The sequence below is a fragment of the Alteribacillus sp. YIM 98480 genome (assembly GCF_009765375.1).
GTDB lineage: Bacteria > Bacillota > Bacilli > Bacillales > Marinococcaceae > Alteribacillus.
In genome coordinates, this window is record NZ_VTOK01000001.1 from 463,058 (window position 1) to 481,329 (window position 18,272).

Sequence of the window (18,272 nt, forward strand, 5' to 3'; positions counted from 1 at the left end):
ATACAGATGAGACAAAAATATAAAAAGGAGGGGATGTTTTGTTTGAATTAGATGTGCGAAGCCGAAAGCCAATATATGAGCAGCTCATTGATAATATTAAAGAACTGATTGTTTCTAAAGTATTGAGCCCAGATGAAAAGCTTCCTTCTGTTCGTATGCTTTCTAAAGAATTAACGATAAATCCAAATACAATACAAAAAGCCTATCGCGAACTAGAAAGAGAAGGCTATTTATACTCAGCAAACAGAAAGGGGTATTTTGTGGCTCCCATTGAATGGATATCAAATGATAAAAAATTAGAAGAATTAAAGGGGCAGTTTCAAGCTTTGTTGAAAGAAGCTATTTATTTCGGCTTGACGAAAGAAGAACTAGAGCATTGGTTTGAGGAAGTGCAAGAGGAGGGAGAACAAGATGATACACGTTGAAGGAGTAACGAAAAAATTTGAAAAAGAAACAGCAGTAGATACGATTGAATTATCTATCAAGACAGGGTCTATATATGGTCTGCTTGGTTCCAATGGAGCGGGGAAAACGACATTGTTAAAAATATTGGCAGGCATTTATCAGCCTGATCATGGAAATGTTCACATTGAAAAACAATCAATCTATGAAAATGTATCTTTAAAACAAAAAGTAGTTTTCATTCCAGACAGCCTTTACTTTTTTCCGCAAGCCACAATACAACAAATGGCAGATTATTACAGATCGTTTTATCCAGATTGGAATCAAGAACGGTATCAAGCATTACAGCAAGTATTTAATATAGATCCATATCGAAAAGTACAACGATTATCAAAAGGGATGCAGCGTCAAGCAGCTTTTTGGTTATCTCTATCTTGTATGCCGAATGTTTTGATACTAGATGAACCAATTGATGGACTTGACCCTGTCATGCGCCAGAAAATTAAAAATTTATTGTTTCAGGATGTAGCAGAAAGAGATTTAACGGTAATTATCTCTTCTCATAATCTAAGAGAAATTGAAGATATTTGTGATCATGTTGGCATTATGCATAAAGGAAAATTAGTCATTGAAAAAGAGTTAGACGATTTGAAAACAGATACACATAAAATTCAAGTTGCATTTTCATCATCAGAACAAGAAACAACCGTGCTAAAGCAGTTGAATATTCTTCATCAAGAAAAAAGAGGAAGTGTAAATCTTTTAATTGGAAAAGGTCAAAAACAACACATAGAAGAAATCATTCGATCTTCCCAGCCGTTGGTATTTGATATGCTGCCGCTTACGCTAGAAGAAATTTTTATTTATGAGATGGGAGGGGTCGGCTATGAAATTGAAAACATCCTTATTTAATCCAGGTATACAAAAACAAAATATGAAGCAACATGGATGGATTAGTCTCATTTACCTTATAGGTCTGCTATTTTCTGTTCCATTGCAAATGGTGTTATATGCTGCTGATGAAAATCGCACGCAATATCAACATATCGAACATTTATTTAATATAGGATTTCCTATGCAATTACTAATGTCGTTCATTGTACCGATCATAGCAGGTATTTTTCTGTTTCGATATTTACAGACAAAGTCCGCAGCCGACATGATACACAGTTTGCCGATAAAAAGAGGTGCTTTGTATGTCAATCATATGATCACCGCTGCGCTTATGTTAATGATTCCTGTATGGATAACAGCAATTGCTGCTTCAATGGCAGTTAATGCTTATTCTGTGTTTGAATCCATTTCTGCTGCTGACGTATGGATCTGGACCATTGTTATGACAATCATGTCATTATTTTATTTTTGTTTTTCGGTATTCATTGGCATGATGACAGGGATGTCTGTGGCTCAAGGTATTCTAACTTTCATTATTTTGATGCTTCCGGCAGGTTTGTTTGTATTAATTAGCACCAATCTTAATTATTATATGTATGGATTTTCTAATCAATATTATACAGGAGAAACGGTTACCAGATGGGCACCAATTGTTATGATGAGTGAGTTTAATCACATTCCGGACATTCCGGTCGGAAAAATACTCATTTACTTGCTTTTAACTGTGCTGTTTGGCGCAGCTGGTTATATCCTATACAAAATCCGTCAAGTCGAAATGGCTGGCCAAGCGATTACCTTTCAACCGCTGCGTCCCATTTTTAAATACGGAGTAACCATTTGTGCGATGCTCTTGGGAGGTGTATATTTTGAACAGTACGGAACAATGGGATGGCTGATGTTTGGTTATATATTCGCTTCGCTCCTCGGTTATCTTATCGCAGAAATGATTCTTCAAAAGACATGGAGAATTTGGAATGGGAAAACGTTTTTTCATTATGCTGGTTATGCTGGTGTGATGGTCATACTAGCATGTATTATTAATATGGATGTTCTCGGTTATGAGTCCAATGTTCCAGATCATAATCAAATCGAAAGTGTATACTTTGGCAACGATGTGTTCCCATTGACAAACAAGGAGAATTCTGACGTTTTTATTTCGGATGAGAGCTATATTAAAAATGTTAAAGAAATACATGAACATATTGTAAATACAAAGCCTGAAGAGGTAGATGCCCATACGCCATATGGGAACAACCGATACGTGATAGCCTATCAGCTGGAAAACGGTTCAACGCTTGTACGTCAATATGAGCTGCCGATCGAGGCAGTGGAGGAAAAATTAGCTGGTATTATGGAGTCAGAACCGTATAAACGAATGCAATATCACGTTGATGAACTTGATCAAGAGCTTGATAACATCGTTATTACAGCAAGCGGGCCTATACAAAAGAACGTTACAATAACGAATACAGACGAAATAAAAGAACTTCAGCAAATATTAAAATATGAAATTTCTTCAATGAAACTAAATGAAATGACCGCAGCTGGGATGAACTGGGGACATATCTTGTTAGAATCTACGACACAAGAAGAGAATCCATCACTAAATCAACCACAGCCTGATATTCCATGGAAAAAATCGTTTTATGAATTAGAACAATGGCTAGACGAAAAAGGATATTTAGAACAGGCTCGATTAATGCCAGAAGACATTAATGCACTAGAAATACTGCGGGTGCCTGGTGGAACGCGTGGCACACCATATCCCGATCAAGTTTTTAGAGAACAAAGCGAACAAGGCATGGAGCAATCTGTTAAAGTGGAAGATACAGAAGTAATAGAAGTAGCATTAGAACAATACAGAAACATTGGAGAAGGGGAATATTTTGTTCGGTTCCTTACCAATAATCGTAGAATAGAATTGTACGGTGTTTTTCCTGAAAATCAGGTGCCAGACGAGATTATATCAGCTTATAACAACGAATAGATAAAAAACTCGCCGAAATGGCGAGTTTTTCTTAAAAGGTAAGAAATTATAAATAGTTGGCGTTTTAATGTCTAGCGCAAGCGCCTACTCGCTCGAGATTCCTTCGGTCCATCAATGGAAAGCAAAGATCAACTTTCCATATGCCGGCCCTCCAGGACTTGTCGCTCGTGAGCAAGGCGCTTGCGCTTTTCTTATTCCCGTTTGAATCCTTCTTTTTCCAAGTAATCTGCTGCTTCCGGATAAGAGTTGAAGGTGCCATCAAGATCGGTGTCTGCATACACATTCCATTCATCTCCTTCCTTAAGAAGGACAAGTACTTGGTCATTGTCATTAATCCATTCTTCTAAATACATTTCCTGGTCTGAATCATTGGCAGATAGAGATGAAATAGAAGCATTAATAATAGAGCGAAGTTCTTCTTCAGAAAAGTTCCGAATGTTAACCAGCCCTTTTTCATCAGAGTCGTATTCTTCAAGCAAACCGGCATAAACAAAGCCATTACCATTTGGATGTAAATGATAAACGACATTCTTTTTATCATATACACTATCTTCAAACTGAAAATTCAATCGTCCCAGTGACACTTCTTTTTTTGTCAATTCTGGAAAAGTTTCTATAATTTTTATTTTCTCTTCAAATGTCAGCATATATCCTCCACAAGTTTTTGATATCTAAGTATTTATTATAGCATGGTTCAAGCCAATCCGAAAAATGGCGTGCTTTCCTTTCAGGAGCCTAAAAACGTAATCTTTAATGTATAAGAACAGGACTTATGATATAGTGAGAAAAAATGACATAAGGACGGAGTTAAGGTGGGAATCATTGGCCGTATGCCCATTCGCGGCAAGATCACATTTTTGGTTTTTAGTATTGTATTATTTACTTTTATAATGATAGGCATTATATTGCTTGGTTATGCATCAGACGTAAAAGAAGAAGAGTTAACACAACGAGCAATGATTACTTCTCAAAATTTAGCTCAAAATCAAACTGTTAAAGAATCAGTAACTGAGCTAGATGGTGCTGATCAAATACAACCCATAGCTGAACGAATTCGTAAATTGAACAAAATCGATTATGTCGTTGTTTTAAATATGAATAAAATTCGTTTATCACATCCAATCCCGGATAGACTTTATTCTTATTTTAACAGTGATGATGCAGAAGCAGCTTTTTCAGAGCATGTTTATACCACAAAAGCAAAAGCAAATGACGATATTACGGTAAGAGCATTCGTACCCATTATGAATGATAATCAGGAACAAGTAGGTGTCGTAGTAAGCGGTAATATTTTGCCATCTACTATGTCACTTATTGAAGAATTCCGTAATCCTGCCATACTTATATTTATCATTACGATTCTATTTGGAACGTGGGGAGCATGGCTTTTAGCATCCCATATTAAAAATCAAACGTTTGAAATGGAGCCAGAAGATTTAGCGCGGGTTTTAGTGGAACGAACAGCCACATTTCATGCCATCCATGAAGGGGTCATTGCCATCGATGAAAAAGAAAAAATAACGGTTATGAATCATGCTGCAAAAAAGATGCTTAGTGTTGCAGGAGAGCCTATCGGTCGACCCATTAAAGAAGTTATCCCTGATACCAGACTTCCTGAAGTATTGGAGATGAATCGAGCAGTTTTTCAAAAAGAGTTTTACGTACAAAACAGAGCTATTTTAAGTAACCGCATTCCTATAAAAGTGAATAATAAAACTATAGGGGCTGTAGCTATTTTTCAAGATAAAACAGAAGTGAACCGGTTAGCCGAAGAATTAACTGGGGTAAAAACGTTTGTGGATGCGCTTAGAGTTCAAAATCATGAATATTCAAATAAACTTCATACCATTGCTGGCTTGATTCAAATGGATGAAGGTAAAAAAGCGCTTGAATTTATTTATGATGTAACAAATAGTGAAAACAATTTTATAAAAAGGGTAAGTGATCAAATTCATGATGATAGCATCACCGGGCTGTTAATTGGAAAATCAAGTAGAGGAAGAGAGCTGGGGATTGAACTGTCTTTGAATAGAAACTCTTATTTTAATCAATATCCGGAAGGAATCCATTCCAACGATTTAGTCGTTATTCTTGGAAATTTAATTGATAATAGTTTTGACGCGATGAAAAATATAGAAGATAACGACAAAAAAGTCTTTGTCCATATTCTAGAGAGCGAACAAGCATTATTAATAAGAGTAGAGGATAATGGCACTGGAATGAAAGAAACTGTATTAAAACATATTTTTGAAAGAGGATATTCTACGAAAAGCAATGAAGGACGGGGTATTGGTATGTTTTTGGTTAAGTCGATTGTAGACAGAATAGATGGGCAAATAGATATTACATCTGATAAGCAGGGCACAGAAATAACGATCATACTTCCTATGAAAAGAAAGGAGGGCCATCAGAGTGAAACAAGCTAAAACAGACATCCAAATCCTGTTAATTGAAGATGACCCGATGGTACAGGAAGTTAATAAAATGTTTATCGAAAAAGTGGATGGTTTCTCCGTAGCTGGAGTAGCAGCCGATGGCCAAAAAGGCAGGGAACTTGTGAACGAAATCGAACCTGACCTCGTATTGCTCGATGTTTATATGCCTAATGAAGATGGTATAGAGTGTATTCAGTATTTAAGAGAAGCAAGAATTAATATCGATATCATAGCTGTGACAGCTGCAAATGATACAGCAACCATTCAAGACTTACTAAGAGCAGGTGTCATTGACTATATTGTAAAACCGTTTACGTTTGAAAGAATGAAAAGGGCATTAACTCAATACCGACAACGAAGTGCACAATTTCTTAACCGGGAAGAGATGTCCCAAAATGAGCTTGATGAGATGATTTTGTCTGGAGAAAATCAAGACCAGCAGCAAGATGAACTTCCTAAAGGTTTACAAAAAAAGACCCTAGAGCAAGTCGTTGATTTTCTCAATAAAATACAAACACCTCTGTCAGCAGAGGACATTGGTCAAGATATCGGGCTGGCACGGGTAACCGTAAGAAGATATTTAAATTATCTTGAAAGTATAGGAAAAGTAAAAATTGAATTAACCTATGGACAAATTGGAAGACCGATTCAGTTGTATAAAAGGATAGACAACTCAGAGGAGTCAGGTTAATGAAGAATTTAATTACCATTGCTGCTTTTGTCGTAATTGGTTTAATGACATCTTTGTATATTGGTTTTGGTTATGAGGAAAATCAAAACATCGCAGCTGAAGATGAAGAAGTGAAAGGTTTAAATGAAAAAGTGACTTTGAAATTTAGTTATGTAACAGCAGAAAACACACCTAAAGGGAAAGCTGCTCGTTATTTTGCCCAGGCAGTGAAGGAAAAAACGAATGGCTGGGTCGAAGTGGAAGTATATCCGAATGGGATGCTTTACGAAGCGCAAGAAGAGTTTGAAGCTTTACGTAATAATCAAGTACATTTTATTGCACCGGCTTTTTCTGAAATAGCTGTTCGTGATAATAAATGGATGGTAATGGATTTCCCATTTGCTTTTGAGAACGAAAGAATGGTAAAAGAAGCTTTTCAAGGAAAAATCGGTGAATTACTATTTGAGAGTATTGAAACTTCTCATTATAAAGGGCTTGCCTTTTGGGAAAACGGATTTAAACATATTACGAACAATATTCGTCCCATTACAGATCCTAAAGATTTGAAAGGGCTTACGATGAGAGTGATGCCAAGTAAGGTCTTGTCAGAAACGTATCATAAGGTGGATGCCAATCCAAAAACCTATCCATTTAATAGTGTTTATTCTTTGCTCAGCGATGGGAAAATAGACGGAACAGAAAATACACTTTCTAATATTTATTCTAAAGGTTTTTATGAGCAGCAGCGTTATATGACGATAAGCCGCCATAACTATTTAGGGTATGCTGTACTTACGAACAAGTCTATGTGGAACAGGCTGCCGGTTGAACATCAGCAAGCTATAGAGGACGCAATGGATGAAACAACAGAATGGCTGCGGACCCATGCAAAAGACATTAATAATGAAATGTTAGAGAGAATGAAAACACAAAATGTGATGGAAATACATGAATTAACTGCTGAAGAGAAAGAAAAATGGAAAAAGACGTTTACACCAGTTTATAAACAATATGAGGAAAACATCGGACAAGAATTAATAAAAGAATTAAAGAAATTACAGAAAAAATATGATATCTCCTAATCCAGCACTCTATTTTCAGCTATAGAGTGCTGTTTTTATGTTCATGAACAAAAAGACCAAAAAGATATTTAAGACCAAATACTGAAATTATAATGTAAACGCTTTATAATTCAAAAAGTGAAAATATTCTATATAACACAGGGGGAAAAATCATGGAAAAATATTTAAAACGTACGCTTTTATCTGCAGTGAGCGGTGCTGGTATTTTATTTGCTGCGGCTTGCGGCGGGTCTGATGACAGCGGCGCAGAAGATGGTGCTGATGGAAGTGCAGATGGAGAAGAGCAAGCTTCCGAAGAAGAAATCTCTTATGATGACTATCCTTCTACCGTCAAAATTGGTACAGCATCACAAGGCGGTACTTACTATATTTATGGCGGTGGAATTGGTTCATTATTGGAAAGTGAATTAGATATTACGGCAAACGTAGAAGTGACTGGTGGTCCTGTTCATAATATGCAGTTAACAAATGGAAAAGATCAAGATATCGGTCTTGTAACACTTGGACCAGGATATGAAGGAGTAACAGGGACAGGGGAATGGACAGAAGGAAATAAAATGGAAGATGTTCGCGTAACCTTCCCAATGTATACAACTCCATTTCACTGGTGGTCTCTTGAAGATAGTGGTGTAGAAAGTATAGACGATATGGATGGTATGAAAGTTGGTGTTGGACCTGCAGGTGGAACGTCCGGAACGTATTTACCACTTATTCACGATGCGCTTGAATTGAATGTTGATCCCGTACAAGCTGGGGCTAGTGATATGGTAAGTCAACAAATGGATGGACAGCTTGATGTAATAGGATTTGCGGCTGGTATTCCAATCTCTGCGGTAAGTGAGGTAGAGGCTCAGCGTGATATTAATTTCTTTGGTATTAACGGAGAACAGCGCGAAAAAGTCATCGAGGAATATCCATATTTCTTTGAATACACTATTCCAGCAGACACCTACAACCAGCTGGATGAAGATTTAGAAACAATTGCAATGTTTAACTTTGGAATTGTGCATAAGGAAGCAAATGAAGAATTCGTGTACGACTTAGTAAAAGCATACCATGAAAACCAAGAAAAATTGATGGATACGCATTCTGCTGCAGAAGAAGCTGAAATTGAAGCAATTCTTCAAAATGATGTAATGCCATTGCACCCTGGTGCTATTAAATTTTACGAAGAAGAGGGTATTGATCTGCCAGAAGATGTATACCCGTCTGAATGGGAAGAGTAATAAATAAATGTGGGGCGGGCCTGTTAAAAAGGCCTGCCTATTATTGAAAGGTATTTCAGTCTTCAATAGGGTGTTGAACCATACGATACTCAGGTTCTTTTCGTATTGAAGGCTGAAAAGTTACCGTCTCATAAAACGGAAAGGAGTAAAAAATATGGCAGAGAAAGACCAACGTTCACCAGACGAAAAAGAATCGTTATTATCAGACGATCAAGCAAAACAAATAGAAGAGGCAGCAGATGGGGGACCGAATACGCGTGAGTTGTCGGGAGTTGTCAAAATTGCGTTTACAACGATAGCAGTAGCTGCTGTTATTTTTCATTTATACGTTTTAAATTTAAGTCCAATGGAGCCGTGGGTATTTCGGACCATTCACTTAGCATTTGGTGCGATACTAGGATTTATATTATATAAAGGCTGGAGTACAACATCGAACAAAATTCATGCAATAGACTGGTTATTAATTGCTGCTACTCTTTGGGTAACGTATTATATTACAACGAATGTTTCTTCTTTATTGTTTAGAGTAGGTGTTATGCCTGAAATGCTCGACACGGTAACAGCAGTCATAGGGTTAGTTATTGTTCTTGAGTTAACACGGCGTACGAGTGGCTGGACACTGCCTATTTTAGCTGGTGTTTTTATCGCTTATGTATTTTTGGGACCTTGGCTTCCTGGTTTATTAAATCACAGTGGATATGGATTTGACCGGTTTGTTACGTATATATTTGCTGTGGATGGTGTGTTTGGTGTGACACTCGACGTATCATCGAAATATATTTTATTATTTATTGTTTTTGGCGCTTTTTTACAAATGTCAGGAGTCGGTCGTTACTTTATAGACTTTTCGTTTTCCCTTGCTGGCGGAATGCGTGGTGGTCCGGCTAAAGTGTCCGTTCTTTCTAGTGGTTTAATGGGAATGATGAATGGTACGTCTGCCGGAAATGCTGTAGCAACCGGATCCCTTACTATTCCGTTAATGAAGCGTGTAGGCTATAATGGACGATTTGCGGCGGCTACAGAAGCGACCGCATCAGCTGGCGGACAAATTATGATTCCTATTATGGGAGCTGGTGCTTTTATTATGGCAGAAGTGACTGGTATCCCTTATGCTGAAATCATTGTTGCCGCTACAATACCTGCTTTTTTATATTTTATTTCGGTCTATTTTATGGTAGATTTTCAAGCTCTAAAAAGTGGGATGAAAGGTATTAAGCGGAAAGATTTGCCTTCTTTTAAAGGAATTGTAAAACAAGCCTATTTGTTTCTGCCAGTAGTGCTTCTTATTTATTTGCTTGTTAATGGGTATTCCGTTATTCGATCAGGTACAGCTGCTATTATTGCTTGTTTTGTAATAAGCTGGTTCACTAAAACGAATAAAATGGGTATTCGCCGACTGATAGGCGCATTTGATCTAGGAATGAGAAACACCATTCAATTATTGGCGGTTTGTGCTTGTGCTGGCATAATTGTTGGTGTTATTGCCTTAACTGGAGTAGGAATGAGATTTAGTTCCATGCTGCTTGGAGTGGCGGATACAAATCAGTTCCTTGCGCTTGTTTTTGCTATGTTTATTTCCATCTTACTTGGAATGGGCATGCCGACCACTGCTGCATATGCTGTAGCTGCGTCAGTTGTTGCTCCAGGTCTGATTGAAATAGGGTTTGAACCATTATTTGCTCATATGTTTGTCTTTTATTTTGCAGTGATGTCCGCCATTACGCCTCCAGTTGCCTTGGCAGCTTATGCAGCGGCAGGTGTAGCAGGTGAAGATCCTTTTAAAACAGGGGTGCAAGCATTTAAACTTGGAATAGCAGCATTTATTGTGCCATATATGTTTATTTATAGTCCTTCCCTCTTTATGATGGGAGACGCAGGAACGATTATACTCGCAGCTGTTACAGCAGGAGCAGGAATTTATTTCTTATCGGCTTCGGTTCAAGGCTGGTTTTCAAAAGGCCGGGCAGGCTGGGTTGTTCGACTTCTTTTACTTGGAGCAGCGATATCGTTAATAAACACAAACATCTGGTTTGACCTTCTGGCTATAGGCTTAGCGATAGTGGCTTTTATTCTGCAAAAAATAGCTGCTGTTGAAAAAAAGACAGAAGAACATTCAGGCATCCCATCTTAATATTCCGTTGTTTGCAAAAATATATCAATAAATGAACGTAAGGAGGACCTTTGAAAAAGGGGTCCTCTTTTTTTGAAAGATAAGAAATTATAAATAGTTGCCGTTTTACATGTCTTGCGCAAGCGCCTACTCGCTCGAGATTCCTTCGGTTCGTCAATGGAAAGCAAGATCAGCTTTCCATATGCCGCCCCTCCAGGACTTGTCGCTCGTGAGCAAGGCGCTTGTGCTTTTCTTAGATTAACCCGTATTTAAACGCTGATCAAACTAGGTGTTGCATGTAATATCAGATGAGTATGCGTCAGCCGTCCCTCTATTACTATTACGGGACGGCTTCTCTGTTACACAGACAAAACGTCAAGCGGACTATTTTCTTTAGTGATGTCTTGGAGTTCAAAAGTTGGAATGGGGAACATTGGAAACCCTGCATACCCAGGTGATATATCATATTCATTAAAGTAGATAACCAACGTTTTATCGGCAATATAGTACTTTTGATTTGGAGAAATTCCAGGAAATCCATTCAAAAGCGGTATATCCCTTTGTTTAATTTGCTCCTCAATAATGGCATTAATACGGGCTTCATAGTCACTTCCTTGTTTAAATAAATCCTTTAATTGGTAAATTTCTCCTGATTGAGCATCGGCAGTCAGCGAATCCATAAATTCGACTGGATGTGCGAGCGAAGGCATATTAGCAAAAAGCGTGAATGTGAAACTTACAATACCGCGCTGATTGTTTTTCATTTCGTAATTTCCCATGATCTCTGTCACGCCTGGTTCATAATACCCAAGCTCTTTTACTTGTAAAAACATCCCATCCATCTTGTTATAAATGGCGTCGTTTAATTTTTGTTGATGCATTGGGTTTAACAGCATTAACTGCGGAAAAAAAATCGAAATGTTCGGTGCCATAATGGAGTAGGAATGAACAGGGACCGGCAGACGGTATCGTTCCATTTTAATCAACCCTTGTCAATATGAATTTATACATTAGCCTATTCTTGCTATGTCAATAATGGAACAAATAGAAGAAAGGGAATAAAAAAAAACATGCTGTAAATATTAGTAATAGCATTTTGACTTTTTATAAAGAAAGAAGGGAACAAGATGAGTAAAAAAGTATTTATGCTTTTATCATGTATATTAATAACAACAATCTTTACAGGGTGTAATACGGGTAATCAGGGTGCTGGTGACCAGAGAAATAATGAATATGAACAAATAGGTTTTACACCGGGAGATGGTGCAGAAAATACAGAAAGACAACAAAATAATAATCGTTTCCCATTTAATCTTTTTCCGGAAGGGGAGGAAGACGGAGATGGCGGAGAAACACCAATGCTGCCTGTACCAAACCCTGATTTAGAAATTGAAGATCCAGAAGTGGAAGTGCCAAATGCAGAAGAGTTCAACGTTCCAGAAGAATCAGAACAAGAGCAACCAGATCAATCAGCTGAACAGCCTGACGAATCTCAAGAGAAAGAAGATTCTTCTGATGAAGGCGACGCTGGATCAGGTATTGAACAGCAAGTAATTGAGTTAACCAATCAAGAACGAGAAAAAAATGGATTGTCCGCTCTGAAAGCAGATTCGCAAGTAGCAGAAGTAGCACAAGCTAAATCAGAAGACATGGCAAAAAACAATTATTTTGCACATAATTCACCGACCTATGGAAGTCCATTTAATATGCTGAATGACTTCGGAGTTGACTATACTGCTGCAGCTGAAAACATTGCCGCAGGTCAAGGGTCTGCAGAAGAAGTCGTTCAAGCTTGGATGAATAGTGAAGGCCACCGTAAAAATATTTTAAATAAAGAGGTAACGCATATAGGTGTAGGATATGTAGAAGAAGGGAATCACTGGACGCAAATGTTTATTGGGAAATAATTCTAAATGTGTTCAACCGCCTGTAAAAAGGCGGTTTTTCATTTCACTTTAAGAAAGTTTAACATTATTAAAGGGATAAAGTATAAGAAAAAATAAGGATTTCACCATTAAGGACTTGGCGACAAGTCAAGTTTTTCTAAAAAGGTAAGAAATTATAAATAGTTGGCGTTTTACATGTCTAGCACAAGCGCCTACTCACTCGAGATTCCTTCGGTTCGTCAATGGAAAGCAAAGATCAGCTTTCCATATGCCGCCCCTCCAGCCTTGTCGCTCGTGAGCAAGGCGCTTGCGCTTTTCTTATGTTAAAGGATCAAATTACAAGTACGCCTTTTGCCATAGGGCTTTACGGAGAGCCGAGTTTTTCAAATTAATTGTATATAGGTGGGACAGTTATTCCAGGTTCTTCTTTTAAGGAAATATGAATTTCCAGATTTTCATTAATAGAGGCAAAAAAGACGTTACTCATATCTTCGACTCCTTGAACTTTTAGTTGATGCCGCAGCCAAATTTCATCAACATTAAATTTTTGTAATACGCCTGGATACATTTGGCCTTCCATAATGACAGGAAAAGCAATGGAGGCAGTTTTAGTCGTTAAATTCATGTCTTCTAAGGTGACTGTGTTTTTTAATGGCTGTTTTAAAACACTCACATTTCCATTGGCTTCTACAACTGCTGTTTTTACTTGGCTGATGTCAAATATATCTTTTTCACGTAAAGCTTCAAGAATGTTATCTATAGAATATCGTATTTTTTTAAGGTTCTTGCGAAGAATTTTACCATCTTGAATAACAATAGTAGGTTCGAATGTAATATATTTTCCAATTGTACGGTTTGATATTTTTAATCGTGCCACCAAACGCTGAAGAACACCGATGAACACAACAGCTGCTGCTGTCGGCAAATGCTGGACGTTTGGATCTGCAATATCAGCCCCCACTACTGAACCAAGTGTTATCACAATTAAAAAATCAAATACAGGAAGTTCTCCTATTGCTCGTTTCCCCATAAATATAGTCATGAATAACAACAAAGGTAAAATAGTAATGATTCGTCCCGCAACAATAAATATATCCATTAAGTTATTCACAAATGTTTTACCCCTTTATGTTATAGATGGTAAATTCTTCTCTTATTTTCTTACAAAACAAAGCATTTATACGTAGTACTCAAAACAGCATTGTAATTATTGTGTATCATAACTGAAACCTTATTTTCATATTATGTTTTGGTAATGGAAGGGAAAGGAATAGTTACGATAAATGGTTATATTGTTTTTCATTGATAAGGGAAGGGAGGAATTTATATGAAACCAAGGAAAACACTTGGTCTATTGATTGCCATCCTTATGGGGCTGGGGATACCAGCTATTTCTGTACAAGCAGGCGAAAAAACGAATACAAATCCTCAGTGGCTGCCTCATACGATGCAATATGCAGTAGATTATATGCTTAACGAGAGAGTGTCGGAAGTCGAAGAAAAGAACGATTGGAATTTCATATTGAATACACCAGAAGGAGAAAAAGTCCTAAAAAGTAAGGAACGTACACTATCAACGGAGGTTGGTGCGTTATTTGAACAAGACGGCGACACTAGTTATTTAGACAAATATAATGATGAAAAACTAACACTTAGAATAAGCAATCCTGACGTCTTAAGGTTAGATAAAAGAAAGACCGGAAAGATCACTCTAGCAGGCGGGAAAACGAAAAACATCAACGTTAAAGCATATGCACAAAAAAAAGGGGCAGCTGTTTTATACCTTGACCGTGTTAAAGACGGTAATGTAACTACGTTGGCTCAAACAGAAATTGAAATAAAATAAACAATACCGGGGGTGTCCCATAAGTAGAGCGGTTACTTTTTTTCAATAATTTCAACTGAAATACACGTAGACCCAGCGCGAAATACATTAATCTAATGGAATTAGCGAGAGCCGTGAAGCGAGTCCGTCAATTTGACTGGAAAGAATGGGTTTTCACTTTCAATATTATCAGTTTACAAGGTATTTTACCTTTGGAATGTTTTTCGAAAAGCGACAGCTGAAGTTCCCGCAGTAACGTTACTCACGAGGAAGCTAAAACGCTACCCACACGGCAAAGAAGACACTACGAGAACTATCAAAGAGAGTTTGAGCAGATGTCGCACTTGTGCCCTGAGGGTGAAAGCGAAGTGTATTTTAAGCTGAAAAAAACCGTTTGTGACAGCCCCTTTTCATTCACGTTATAATTTTGTGAATTTACTGCTGTGACCACAAACCTTGTAAAGTTCCTCGAGCTGGCGATTAATATAATCTTTATCCCAAGATAAAAGAGATTCTTGATCGATTCCTTCCATTATATATTCCGTGAATTTGTATACAACATCCTTAATTTTATCCGAATTGTTTGCTGCTATAACCCCCAGTGCTTTTAGACCTGCTGATAAGACAGAAATATCTTTAAAACCGTGTTGACGGATTTGATAAAAGCATTTGTAAAGGTAGTCTGAAAAATCTGGCTTTTCCATTATTACTCTTAATTGGCGCTGTTCATCATTATGAAATGCACGGGGCAAGTGTTTGCTTCCCAAGTGAGATAATACTTTTCCAAGATTTTCAATACAATTCACAGCTGTATTTGGATCATTTATTCCTGAAGATAACGCCCTAAGAGCAATCTCTGTTATTTTCGTTACAGCTATTTCAACTGTATCCTTGGAAGATCTTTCTGGTCCGATGGAAATAAATTTATGATAAGTTTTGGGATTATTAGGAGTATCTAGTTCCCACATAGACAGAAACACTCCCCCTTTCTCTATGTAATCATTTATATTGGCGTTAATGCGTACAATACAATCGTCTTTTTGGGCTTGTTTAACCATTCCTTCAATATCAATATTTTGGATATAGCCAGAGTGTTCAGCACGAATGATACGAGGATCTATATGTTTAATATCTTCACTTTCCCAATCATCCCACGGATCATCAGCTTCTATTTCTGTCTCTTTCTTAAATTCCTTGTCTATTTTCTCAATGGTGCTCCGTGTTATATAGTGCAGAAGACTGCTCACTTGAATCCAGCTTGATACATGGTGGATGAAATACACAAATACAAATATACAAATGATTGCAAATAAAACGGCAAAAGAAGGAGCAATGAAGTGAGTAACCATTTCAGTTTCTCTTATAAGAAGCAGTAATAGAATCGAATAAATAATACCAGCAATAAAACATCCTAAAACTCGCTGTGTGTTGGGATCACTAATGAAATTTTGTAAGGTGCGAGGTGAAAACTCAGATATATAAGTAGTTAAAACAACCAAAATAGTGGAGAACGTAATTGTCGTCATGGTAAGTAAGGCTGCTGAAATAGAGCCTAATATAGTTTGAGCCAAATCAATATCCATGAACAAAGAATCAGGAATAAAACGGTGAAGATATTCTATACTCATTATATGAGTGTCTATTTGTATACTTGCAATAGCTAACAAGAGGGCAGCTATTCCATACAAAGAAGGAATGTATAAAAAATTAGAGCGGACACGTGCCAATATATTTTTTAATGACATTATTTTCCCTCCTTAAAGCTTTTCCCTAGTTTCCGCTACAAGAATTCATTTATTCGTATTATCATTTTCTGAATAATTTTATAGACTTAGAAGAAAATACAGGTAATGAAAGGATAGAGGAGGGAAATTAAGTTGAAATGTCATTTTAAACTTACAATGTTGTTAGTGATGGCAGCCTTGTTTATGATTCCGGCAAACATCGGACTGGCTCAGCCGGAGTATGCCAAATGGGGGCAAGCAGCGGTAAGCGAGGTAAAAGCGGAATATCCTGATTATGAATTGAAAGATTATTCTTATGACGGTAAAGTTGTTATTTCGGATGAAAGAGAACAATTTACGTTTACGATGACTCTTGAAAAGAATGGAGAATCACAAAAAGTAAAAGCATATGTGTTAGTGAATCCACAAACAGAAGAACAAATAGAAGTTTCTCTTGAAGAAATAGATTAATGATGAAAAGAGTACGGGCAGTCTAGAAAGAAGGACTGTTCGTTTTTTTCATTCGTTCCGAATAGGAGCGGTATGTGGTTAATAAAATAAAAGAAAGAAATGGTACAAACCTGTGCGGGAGGGGAAGCAATTGTTTACATATAAACATTTTCTATACAATGCACAAAGCAAGATCGAAACCATGCTTCATAATGTTCATTCAAAAAAACGATGGAAAGAAATAATAATAGAAAAGGAAGATGTGCAATGGGTCAAGGATCAAATAAAAAAGAATGGAGCTCAAAACAATAAAGTTCCTGCTTCTGTATTACCCGATGAGAGAGTATTAGTAGAACGTATTAAGGAAAAAACAACAAAACAGAACAGAAATAATGTCACAAGAACAGAAGCATACAAAGGGGTGTTTTTGAAACATCCGGAACTCCATTGGGCATTTTTGGCTCACATGGTATCTAGAAATGGCGGATGGTGTATGACAGACCTTAAAGGCGACTTGCTGCCTTATTTGTTAAATAGTAAAGAGCGGGAGCATTTATTTGAATTCTTTGAAAGAATTAATGCTTTAATATTTCAAGACGCCTATCCTCAGCTGCTCTTATATGAAGAAAGTAAAAATCAAAAGAAAAACTTGTTTCACCTATTGCCCGTCTTTCACGTTTCTGCATTTATGCGTCCTTTTTGGAATCATTTTTTAGAAAAACAAAATTCTGCGTTACTTACTGTCGCATTAATAATAAATGAGCAGCATTATATTGAAGACAGAGTCATTCAGCGTGAATATTTTCAGAAATATGTCCTTCAAACGTTGAAATTCAAAGGTCAGGAAGCTGTTCAATTAACACAAGTTGTATTTCCGTACGCTATATCTAAATTCCCCTGGCAATCGAATAAATATAGATTGGCCGGGTTAATTATTGAAAATTTCGAAAAAATAAATGAACGAATAGAAGTTGGGAAAAAATTGTATGCCATCTTGTTTGGAATCGAAGAGGTATATGCCGGGGCATGTTCCTTTGCTAAAGGACACCGGCACACAGGATCCCGCTCCGATTATTGGGAATATATGTTTTCAAGCAGTGAAGAATATATGCATAGGAGTTATGGAAAAGAAAGGATAATTGCTTGCAAATTGATCGCAGGAGCGCCCCTATTTTACAGTCCAGCTTTAACTGAGGCCTGGGAAGACAAGCCAGTGGAACCACCTGACATTTTTGAATGGTTCAAAGATTTGTCTGTTTTTGATTATTTGCAGACTTATTCTGTTCCAACTATTTTTGATATGACGAGCGAATATTGTTTTGGAATAAATAAAATGGAACTTGCCGTGTTAACAAAAGGGGCGATGAAACATCAGGATCGTAGCAATTGACGGCATTTCATCGGTTTTTTCATTAACTTCAGCTGAAATATATGTAGACTCCGAGCGAAAGTTGGAGTAGATGTCGCACTTGTGCCCTGCGGGTGGAAGCGAAGGGGATTTCAGCTTTAGAAAAACTTGGCTTGCCGCCAAGTCCATATGGCGGAAGCTCTAGTTTTTCTTATACTTTGATCATTTAAAAA

At 37.2% G+C, this 18,272-nt stretch carries 19 protein-coding genes; 15 read left to right on the forward strand and 4 right to left on the reverse strand.

Annotated elements, in window-relative coordinates; translation table 11 throughout:
* The first annotated feature begins 38 nt into the window (after positions 1-38).
* The 4 genes from FZF09_RS02085 to FZF09_RS02100 all read left to right on the forward strand — a co-directional run bounded on the left by FZF09_RS02085 (position 39) and on the right by FZF09_RS02100 (position 3,488).
* Entirely contained in the window at positions 39-425 is a 387-nt protein-coding gene (locus FZF09_RS02085; protein ID WP_158734888.1) for a GntR family transcriptional regulator, read from the forward strand.
* Positions 412-1,314 (forward strand): ABC transporter ATP-binding protein, encoded by a 903-nt coding sequence (locus tag FZF09_RS02090; protein ID WP_158734889.1) that lies wholly within the window; start codon positions 412-414, stop codon positions 1,312-1,314. Before FZF09_RS02085 ends, FZF09_RS02090 begins: the two co-directional genes overlap by 14 nt.
* Entirely contained in the window at positions 1,289-3,283 is a 1,995-nt protein-coding gene (locus tag FZF09_RS02095) for a DUF6449 domain-containing protein (protein WP_158734890.1), read from the forward strand. The genes FZF09_RS02090 and FZF09_RS02095 overlap by 26 nt, the downstream gene beginning before the upstream one ends.
* Positions 3,284-3,350: 67 nt before the next feature.
* Positions 3,351-3,488 carry a hypothetical protein gene (locus FZF09_RS02100; protein ID WP_158734891.1) on the forward strand — a complete coding sequence of 46 codons (138 nt, stop codon included), beginning with the start codon at positions 3,351-3,353 and terminating at the stop codon, positions 3,486-3,488.
* On the opposite strand, the gene FZF09_RS02105 is transcribed toward FZF09_RS02100, so the two are convergent.
* Complete coding sequence (locus FZF09_RS02105) at positions 3,475-3,930, reverse strand: hypothetical protein (RefSeq protein WP_158734892.1); 456 nt, start codon at positions 3,928-3,930, stop codon at positions 3,475-3,477. The two genes, FZF09_RS02100 and FZF09_RS02105, sit on opposite strands and share 14 nt — an antisense overlap.
* A 165-nt stretch (positions 3,931-4,095) precedes the next feature.
* Here FZF09_RS02105 and FZF09_RS02110 point away from each other — a divergent pair, with 165 nt between their 5' ends.
* The 6 genes from FZF09_RS02110 (at position 4,096) to FZF09_RS22935 (ending at position 11,068) form a co-directional block, all read left to right on the forward strand.
* Entirely contained in the window at positions 4,096-5,709 is a 1,614-nt protein-coding gene (locus FZF09_RS02110) for an ATP-binding protein (RefSeq protein ID WP_158734893.1), read from the forward strand.
* Positions 5,696-6,409, forward strand: coding sequence for a response regulator (locus FZF09_RS02115; protein WP_233269372.1), 714 nt, complete (start codon positions 5,696-5,698; stop codon positions 6,407-6,409). The genes FZF09_RS02110 and FZF09_RS02115 overlap by 14 nt, the downstream gene beginning before the upstream one ends.
* Positions 6,409-7,470: a DctP family TRAP transporter solute-binding subunit gene (locus FZF09_RS02120; protein ID WP_158734894.1), complete on the forward strand. Its 1,062-nt coding sequence runs from the start codon at positions 6,409-6,411 to the stop codon at positions 7,468-7,470. The genes FZF09_RS02115 and FZF09_RS02120 overlap by 1 nt, the downstream gene beginning before the upstream one ends.
* A gap of 152 nt (positions 7,471-7,622) precedes the next feature.
* Positions 7,623-8,696, forward strand: coding sequence for a TAXI family TRAP transporter solute-binding subunit (locus FZF09_RS02125; RefSeq protein WP_158734895.1), 1,074 nt, complete (start codon positions 7,623-7,625; stop codon positions 8,694-8,696).
* A 154-nt stretch (positions 8,697-8,850) separates the two neighbouring features.
* Positions 8,851-10,827: a TRAP transporter permease gene (locus FZF09_RS02130; protein ID WP_158734896.1), complete on the forward strand. Its 1,977-nt coding sequence runs from the start codon at positions 8,851-8,853 to the stop codon at positions 10,825-10,827.
* A gap of 109 nt (positions 10,828-10,936) precedes the next feature.
* Positions 10,937-11,068 (forward strand): hypothetical protein, encoded by a 132-nt coding sequence (locus FZF09_RS22935; RefSeq protein ID WP_255450296.1) that lies wholly within the window; start codon positions 10,937-10,939, stop codon positions 11,066-11,068.
* Positions 11,069-11,165: 97 nt separating this feature from the next.
* On the opposite strand, the gene FZF09_RS02135 is transcribed toward FZF09_RS22935, so the two are convergent.
* Entirely contained in the window at positions 11,166-11,783 is a 618-nt protein-coding gene (locus tag FZF09_RS02135; protein WP_158734897.1) for an RsiV family protein, read from the reverse strand.
* 150 nt (positions 11,784-11,933) lie between these two features.
* Between FZF09_RS02135 and FZF09_RS02140 the strand changes: the two genes are divergently transcribed.
* Together FZF09_RS02140 and FZF09_RS22940 are read left to right on the forward strand one after the other, a co-directional pair.
* Positions 11,934-12,713, forward strand: a complete 780-nt coding sequence (locus tag FZF09_RS02140) for a CAP domain-containing protein (RefSeq protein ID WP_158734898.1) — start codon at positions 11,934-11,936, stop codon at positions 12,711-12,713.
* 174 nt (positions 12,714-12,887) lie between these two features.
* Complete coding sequence (locus FZF09_RS22940; RefSeq protein ID WP_255450297.1) at positions 12,888-13,019, forward strand: hypothetical protein; 132 nt, start codon at positions 12,888-12,890, stop codon at positions 13,017-13,019.
* A 61-nt stretch (positions 13,020-13,080) separates the two neighbouring features.
* On the opposite strand, the gene FZF09_RS02145 is transcribed toward FZF09_RS22940, so the two are convergent.
* Positions 13,081-13,803 carry a DUF421 domain-containing protein gene (locus tag FZF09_RS02145; protein WP_158734899.1) on the reverse strand — a complete coding sequence of 241 codons (723 nt, stop codon included), beginning with the start codon at positions 13,801-13,803 and terminating at the stop codon, positions 13,081-13,083.
* A 216-nt stretch (positions 13,804-14,019) separates the two neighbouring features.
* Here FZF09_RS02145 and FZF09_RS02150 point away from each other — a divergent pair, with 216 nt between their 5' ends.
* Positions 14,020-14,538, forward strand: a complete 519-nt coding sequence (locus FZF09_RS02150; RefSeq protein ID WP_158734900.1) for a hypothetical protein — start codon at positions 14,020-14,022, stop codon at positions 14,536-14,538.
* A 398-nt stretch (positions 14,539-14,936) separates the two neighbouring features.
* On the opposite strand, the gene FZF09_RS02155 is transcribed toward FZF09_RS02150, so the two are convergent.
* Positions 14,937-16,262 carry a DUF2254 domain-containing protein gene (locus tag FZF09_RS02155; protein WP_158734901.1) on the reverse strand — a complete coding sequence of 442 codons (1,326 nt, stop codon included), beginning with the start codon at positions 16,260-16,262 and terminating at the stop codon, positions 14,937-14,939.
* Between the two features lie 132 nt (positions 16,263-16,394).
* Between FZF09_RS02155 and FZF09_RS02160 the strand changes: the two genes are divergently transcribed.
* Both FZF09_RS02160 and FZF09_RS02165 read left to right on the forward strand, forming a co-directional pair.
* Complete coding sequence (locus tag FZF09_RS02160) at positions 16,395-16,712, forward strand: DUF3889 domain-containing protein (protein ID WP_158734902.1); 318 nt, start codon at positions 16,395-16,397, stop codon at positions 16,710-16,712.
* A 130-nt stretch (positions 16,713-16,842) separates the two neighbouring features.
* Positions 16,843-18,081, forward strand: coding sequence for a DUF2515 family protein (locus tag FZF09_RS02165; RefSeq protein WP_158734903.1), 1,239 nt, complete (start codon positions 16,843-16,845; stop codon positions 18,079-18,081).
* Positions 18,082-18,272: the final 191 nt, after the last annotated feature.